Origin of the sequence: Bartonella sp. AA81SXKL, assembly GCF_042196945.1 — a bacterium.
Lineage (GTDB): Bacteria > Pseudomonadota > Alphaproteobacteria > Rhizobiales > Rhizobiaceae > Bartonella.
Window position 1 is genome coordinate 1 of record NZ_JBHIRH010000299.1, and the last position, 649, is coordinate 649.

Consider the following 649-nt stretch of genomic DNA (forward strand, 5'->3'; position numbering starts at 1 on the left):
TAGTCGCCGCACATTGCTCTAACCTTTTTGTAGTTTTTTAATTGCTTCGATAGCTAAGCGTTTCCGATCGGCTGTTTTGGTATAAAGAGATGCCATTTTATCTTCTGTCCAGCCAAAAAGCGCTTTCATTTGTGAAACTGTAGCACCAGCATTGGCGGCACGTGTTGCTGCTAATTTTCGCAAGCCATGTGCTGACTTTTTTATACCTGCAGCATTACAGGCTTCACGAAATAGGTTGCCAAAACTTTCTTTCACGAGCTTATTTCCACTTTTACCACAAATGAATGTTTCATCTCCTATAGGACCAATTTGAAGAGTTTCTGTAAGTTCTGGTAAAATAGGGAGAAAAACATCCGTTTTAAATTGGCTCTTTTCTGTTTTAAGATGGATGATATTATCTTTAACGTCTTTCCAGCCGATACGAACTGCGTCACCACGGCGCAACCCCGTGTAAAGAAGAACATCAATCCAGACGCGTTCATGGCTACCATGTGACCAATGATGGTAGTATTTATCTATGTCCTCTTCTAGCCATGGTTGTAACCCCTCACTGTTAAGAGATTTTGGTGCTTTTATATTAAAGGCAGGATTTCTATTTAAAAGAGCATTATCAACTGCCCAATTAAAGAGACCGTTTAAAGAAGTTAAA

At 39.6% G+C, this 649-nt stretch carries 1 protein-coding gene; it reads right to left on the reverse strand.

Features of this window, described 5'->3' with window-relative positions:
• Positions 1-18: 18 nt before the first annotated feature.
• Positions 19-649: tyrosine-type recombinase/integrase (locus ACFINZ_RS11245; RefSeq protein ID WP_375701556.1), on the reverse strand; the 631-nt coding region annotated here is incomplete at its 5' end.